This window comes from uncultured Romboutsia sp. (assembly GCF_958366745.1).
In the GTDB taxonomy this organism is placed as follows: domain Bacteria; phylum Bacillota; class Clostridia; order Peptostreptococcales; family Peptostreptococcaceae; genus Romboutsia; species Romboutsia timonensis.
This window is the reverse complement of the sequence record NZ_CATXCO010000144.1, coordinates 1-6,420: the sequence shown is the minus strand read 5'-3', so window position 1 is coordinate 6,420 and position 6,420 is coordinate 1. Positions and strand designations below refer to the sequence as shown.

Genomic DNA, 6,420 nt, shown 5'->3' with positions numbered 1-6,420 from the left:
TAACAAGAGCCTTGAAGAATCTATTTACGAACTTTTTTAAGTTCGACTACTATAAGTAATCAAAAAAATAATAGTTTCTAAATAAATAATAAATCATATAATATATTGTAGGTTATAATAATTGAGGTATTTTGCGTATTTTACTAATTATTTTTTAATATAAAGTATAACTTACAATAAATTAAAATAAAAAGGTGAATATTATGAAGTATGGAATTGATATAAGTTCTTACCAAAGAAATATAGATTATAATAAGGTAATTAAAAATATAAATTTTGCTATTTTAAGAGTTGGTTTTGGGGTTAACTATTTGCCTGAATCACAAAAAGATAACCAATTTGAAAATCATTATAAAGGTTTATATGGTAAGATACCTATTGGAGGATATTATTATGCCTATGCAAATGCAATTGGAGAAGGTAAAAAAGAAGCAGAAAATTGTTTAAAATATTTAAATAATAAAAAACTTGATTTACCAATTTATTATGATATAGAAGATAATTCTATGAAATGTATTAATGATGTAGTAAGAGAGTTTGTTGATACAATAAAAGCAGCAGGATATGATGCAGGTATTTATTGTAATATGAATTGGGCAAGAAATAAAATTGATTTAAGTAAATTTCAAGATTGTTCAATATGGATTGCAATGTATGGAAGTAATAATGGACAGATACCAAATAATAGACCTTCTATAGATTATAATGTATGGCAATATACTTCTAGAGGGATTGTAGATGGTATAAATGGATATGTAGATATGAACATTGCGAATGATGATTATCTATCAAATAAAGAACCAGATGATACAATTAAAAAATCAATAGATGAAGTTGCTCAGGAAGTAATAAATGGATTGTGGGGAAATGGTGAGGATAGAGTAAATAAATTAACTGTTGCTGGTTATAATGCACAGGAAGTTCAAAATAAAGTAAATGAATTATTAAATGCTAATAATGAAGATACTTATATAGTTAAAAGTGGTGATACATTAGATGAAATTGCTAAAAAGTATAATACAACAGTAAATAGTATTGCAAAAAAGAATAACATAAAAGATGTAAATAAAATTTATATTGGCCAAGTATTAAAAATATAAGTAATAAAAACTTACAATAGTATATGTCAAGCTATTTGCATGTTAAGTAAAATATTAAATAAACTAAAAAATGATTAGATTATCGATATATTTTGTAAATAATCTAGTTGTTTCTAATATATTAGTGCATATATATTAAAATATCATAGAAAATGTGAATAATGATTAAATAATATAAAAATAATATCTTAATATAAAATGTACCCTATAGAGTAGACACCTAATAAAAGGTCTGACCTATAGGGTATTTTGTTTATAAGGAAATTCTGTTATCTTGAAGCTGATGAAGCTTCTGTATATAGAATATAAGAATTTTTATCACAATACATGTAAATAATGGTAATCGATAAAAATGACAAGTTTCACCAAAATATAACAGTATAAAGGTGTTATAATGTCGGAGTTGAGTGAAAATTTTTTCACGTAGTAAATATAATGAATAGGGGAATGTTAAAAATGAATTGCAACTATTGTAAAAGCACAAAACTTGAATATTTATTATCTGATACAAATTCCACATATACTTATTGCAGTAACTGTAAGAAGAATTTTGACTTAGCTCATAAACATATAGCTATAGACGCTCTTTTAAAAAAACTTTTAAATATCTTAAATACTTCAAATGAAAGAAGTTTAAAAATCGAAGTTACGCAAGAAAATGGTTCGATTTTACTTATAATCAATAATATAAGGGTTTTTAAAACTGATTTTAAATATGATTTTCTGAAAAAAGATGTATATTATTTAGAAAATATTATTTCAGAATTAGTTCAAGATTCTTATAAATTTAATTTATCAAAAGTTGATATAATAGTAAGTGAATAAAAAATAGATTTATAGAGGTTAATAGAGTTATAATGCAAAATCTATTTAGAACAGTAGATAGAATAATTGATTTATATATAAGTTAATAAACAAAACGTAATAAATGAAATTATAAATATATATTATAATTTTGAATCTATATTAAATAGAAGATAGTCTATTAGATAGGACACAAAAAATTAATATAAGGAGATGTTGCAATAAAAGCAACATCTCTTTTTTAATAATAAAATAAGGAGAAAATAAAATGATAATTAAAATTTGGAAAGAGCAAGATTTAGAGTTAGTAAGTGAACTACCTAAGCAAGTAAAAGAAGTTATAAAAGAAAATGTACAGATTTTAGTAGAAGAGTACGGAGAAGAAAGGACAGAAGAAGACCTTGGAGGATTTATTGCACTAACAGATGAAGAAGGAATAAAAGAACTAAAGGAAAATCTACTAAAAAATAAGATACAATAAAAAATTTCTTAAATGAGTTGAGCATAGAGTTCTCAGATGACAAAGTTGAGGTTGATAAAACTACTTATAATCCATCTCGTATTTGTAGACTATACGGAACAATAGCATGTAAATGAGACAATATACCAACAAGACCACATAGGCAAGCGATAATAATTTCAATTAGAGGTGAAGGTGAGATAGTTACTATATCTCAGATAACTAAAATAGTATCTAAACTACAGGATAAACATAATATAAATACTGAAGTAACAGCAGAAATAACCAATAAAAAATTAAAAAATGTGAACAAGAAAAAAGATGAAGCTGAATGGTTAGAAAAATATGAAATACAAGTTTCTCATCGTAAAGAAGAGGCAGATAAAATAATATATGTATTAAAGCAATGTCCTTGGAATGAAGGGCATACAGATAAAAGTGCATATGTTATCCAATATAATAATGGAAACATAGTAGCAGGATGTCATCATAATTCTTGTTCAGAAAATAACTGGAGTACACTTAGAAGTAAATATGAACCTACAAATAAAGTTACTAATGAAAATATCGACAAATATGACGGTAAAAATGAAGATAAAAAAGGTCAAATAGATATATTAATAGATATCGTTGAAGATATAGAAACATATAGGACATCTATGGATGAGACATATGTAACCATCCAAATTAGAGAAAATAATGAAAATGTAAATGTAAAATCGGAACGTTTTAAAAAATGGATTGTTTCACAATTTTACAATATAGAATCGAAAATACCTACGAATGATAATATAGCTAAGATAATACTATTTTTAGAATCTAGAGCAATGAATGAAGTAAATGAAGTGTTAGTAGAAAGAAGATGCGCTACAGTTGATAATTGCATTTATTATGATTTAAAAGATGATAGCTGTAACGTTGTAAAGGTATCAAGAGATGGTTGGGAAATTATTAAAGATCCACCTGTTATATTTGCTAGAACAAAAACAATGTATAGACAAGTGACACCAGAAAGAAATGGTAATCTTGATATATTAGATAAATGGTTTAGATACAAAGATGAAAACCATTTAATACTTCAAAAAGTAATATTAGTAGCTTCACTTATACCAAACATAGCAAGACCAATACAAGTACTACATGGAGAAAAAGGTTCATCTAAGACGAGTACAATGAAGCTGGTAAGAGATATAATTGATCCAGCAATCGTTCCAGTAGTATCTATCCCTAAAACAATAGATGATTTAGCAGTATATATTTCAAAGAACTATGTTCCTTGTTTTGATAACATAGATACAATAAGTAATCAAGTTAGTGATTTATTATGTATAGCTGTCACAGGTGGTGGACACACAAAGAGAAAGTTGTATACAGATGATGAAGAGCAAGTTATGTTCTTCCAAAGATTCATAGTATTAAATGGAATTAATGTGGTAGCAACAAGACCAGACCTTTTAGATAGATGTATATTATTAGAACTAGAAAGAATACCTCCAAATGAGAGAAAAGAAGAAAAAGTACTTAGAGAAGAGTTTGATAAGGACAAACCTATAATACTAGGTGCAATATTTGAAACACTATCTAAAGCAATGAGTATATATGACCAAGTCGAGTTAAATAACTTAGGTAGAATGGCAGATTTCACAAGATGGGGATATGCAATAGCAGAAGTTTTAGGTATAGGAGGAGATAAGTTTTTAGAAGCTTACTTGAATAACCAAAATAATGCTAATATAGAAGCTTTAGAATCTCATCCTGTAGGATTTGCAATGTATAAGTTCATGGAAGACAAGACTGTATGGTCGGGTTCACCTACAAAACTTTTATCTGAATTAGAAATAGTTGCAGGTTTTGTAAAGATAGATACCACAAATAGTAATTGGGCTAAAACACCAAATGTATTATCAAGAAGATTGAATGAGATAAAGAGCAATTTACTAGATGTAGGTATTGAATTTGAAAGAAGTAAAGGTAAAAACAGAGAAATCAAAATAACTAGAATGTAATAAATTTAAAAATGTACTAGGGGTATTTTAGTATTCCTAGTATATATAATCATAATTTGGAGGATAACTATGGATACTGTGACAATGGAACAGATAAATGGAGATGAAATAATAAATATACTAAGTGATATAATTCAAAAACACATAATAAAGACTAATGAAGAAAATGGAGGAAATGACAATGAGTAAAAAAGTAGCAATATATTGTAGGGTATCAACGATAGAACAAGCTGAAGAAGGTTTCTCAATTGATAGTCAATATCATAATATTAAAGAATACTGTAAGAATCAAGGTCATGAAATCTATAACCTTTACGAAGATAGAGGAATAAGTGGAAAGAATATAACAAATAGACCAGGAATAAAACAATTGCTAGAGGATGCTACTAAGAATAAGTTTGATTTAGTAGTTGTTTGGAAATTAAATAGGATAAGTAGAAAATTACTAGATATACTTAATATAGTAGACTTACTAAATAAGCATAATATAGCATTTCGTTCATTAACAGAGAACTTTGAAACAGAAACACCATCAGGTAAACTTCAACTTAACATAATGGGAGCAATAGGGGAATTTGAAAGAGAAACTATTGCTGAAAATGTGAAGATGGGATTATTAGCAAGAGCAAGAGAAGGAAGATGGAATGGTGGTGTAGTTTTAGGGTATACCCTAAAGCCAAATTTAAAGATTAGTTTACAAGTATGTTTATAAATAAAAGATTTATTGCATGGTTAAATCATTATTTTATAATAGCATAAATATTCTGATAATAAAAGGCTTTTATTGGAAAAAAATACAATTAATATAAAAATAGAAAATATAAGAAATTAAGGTATAGTTAATTAAGAGATGTATATTTATGAAGAAGAAAAAATTATTAAAATTTATATCTAGTATAGCGATGGCACTTATGATTATTTTTTCAAATACATTAAATATTTTTGCAAATGATATTTATAATAATTTAGAATCGAGCATTATAAAAGAGACTGAAGATATTGACTTAGAAGAAGAAAAAATAGTAAAGATTGAACTAGATAATAAAGCAAGAAATATATTAGGAATTGAATATATAAAGGTTAAAATAAGTGCAAGTTATGACTCAAAGAATAAGATGCATGTATGGAATTTCAATGTTGATATACCAACATCTATATTTGTTAAGCCTCCATTAAAGTTAAAAGTACAGATACTAAGGTCAAATACAGAAAATGGTACTTATAGTAACTATGGTATATTAAAGGATTTTGGAAATGTAAACACTATAAAAAACTATAAGCATTCTGTTCCAGCTAAAACAGGATATTATAAAGTTAAACTTATATCTCAACTAAAGCCAGATGGATCAAATTCATATTTACCAGCTAAAACAGTAAATACTTATTATGGATTGCTAAATAGAACTGGAAAGTTATGGAATGCATCATATACAGATAAAAAATCAGGAAAAACATTAGGTAAACCTAGAGCTGATTATGTAAAAAATACTATACATAAAAGGCCTAGTAATTTAAACACAACATATTATAATGAATATAAGCGTAGATATGGAGTAACTTTAAATTCATCATTATATGATGTTCATCACATAAAGCCATTAGCATATGGTGTAGATAATAGTTTTTCTAATTTAATACATTTACCAAAATCAATTCACAAAACTGTTACTAGCTGGTTTAGTGGATACTAATAATTAAAAGGATAATAAAATGAGTATATTAAAATATTATATATCAACTGAATATCCAGTTGAATTAAGTAATGAATTAAAAGATCATGTGAGTATATATTCTAAACGAAAAAGTAATAATAAATTAATTATTTTGAAAGAATTAGACTATATAAATATAAATATAAGAAATTTACTAAAAAACAATTTTGTATATGAGGTAGAGTTTGAAAAAACAAATACGTATTTGCAAGAAAAAGTTATAGAGTTAATCAATAAAATAATAAAGTGTAATATATTTAATGGATTTAATGCGATTGAAATTTATTGTAATGAAGATAATGATTTAGAAAAAGTTAATTTAAAAATAAAAGATGTAG

The 6,420-nt window shown here is 25.7% G+C and carries 7 protein-coding genes; all 7 read left to right on the top strand.

What is annotated here, in order from left to right; translation table 11 throughout:
* The first annotated feature begins 203 nt into the window (after window positions 1-203).
* Complete coding sequence (locus Q5F54_RS09495) at window positions 204-1,100, top strand: GH25 family lysozyme (RefSeq protein WP_071121142.1); 897 nt, start codon at window positions 204-206, stop codon at window positions 1,098-1,100.
* A gap of 456 nt (window positions 1,101-1,556) precedes the next feature.
* Window positions 1,557-1,925 (top strand): hypothetical protein, encoded by a 369-nt coding sequence (locus Q5F54_RS09490; RefSeq protein ID WP_071121141.1) that lies wholly within the window; start codon window positions 1,557-1,559, stop codon window positions 1,923-1,925.
* 247 nt (window positions 1,926-2,172) lie between these two features.
* Entirely contained in the window at window positions 2,173-2,385 is a 213-nt protein-coding gene (locus tag Q5F54_RS09485) for a hypothetical protein (RefSeq protein ID WP_071121140.1), read from the top strand.
* Between the two features lie 284 nt (window positions 2,386-2,669).
* Entirely contained in the window at window positions 2,670-4,370 is a 1,701-nt protein-coding gene (locus tag Q5F54_RS09480) for a hypothetical protein (RefSeq protein ID WP_302334311.1), read from the top strand.
* 181 nt (window positions 4,371-4,551) lie between these two features.
* A complete protein-coding gene (locus Q5F54_RS09475) occupies window positions 4,552-5,082 on the top strand; it encodes a recombinase family protein (RefSeq protein ID WP_071121138.1) in 531 nt (176 codons plus the stop codon).
* A 148-nt stretch (window positions 5,083-5,230) separates the two neighbouring features.
* Window positions 5,231-6,061, top strand: a complete 831-nt coding sequence (locus Q5F54_RS09470; RefSeq protein ID WP_288524554.1) for a hypothetical protein — start codon at window positions 5,231-5,233, stop codon at window positions 6,059-6,061.
* A gap of 19 nt (window positions 6,062-6,080) precedes the next feature.
* The coding region (locus Q5F54_RS09465; RefSeq protein ID WP_302334310.1) for a hypothetical protein at window positions 6,081-6,420 on the top strand (340 nt) is incomplete at its 3' end.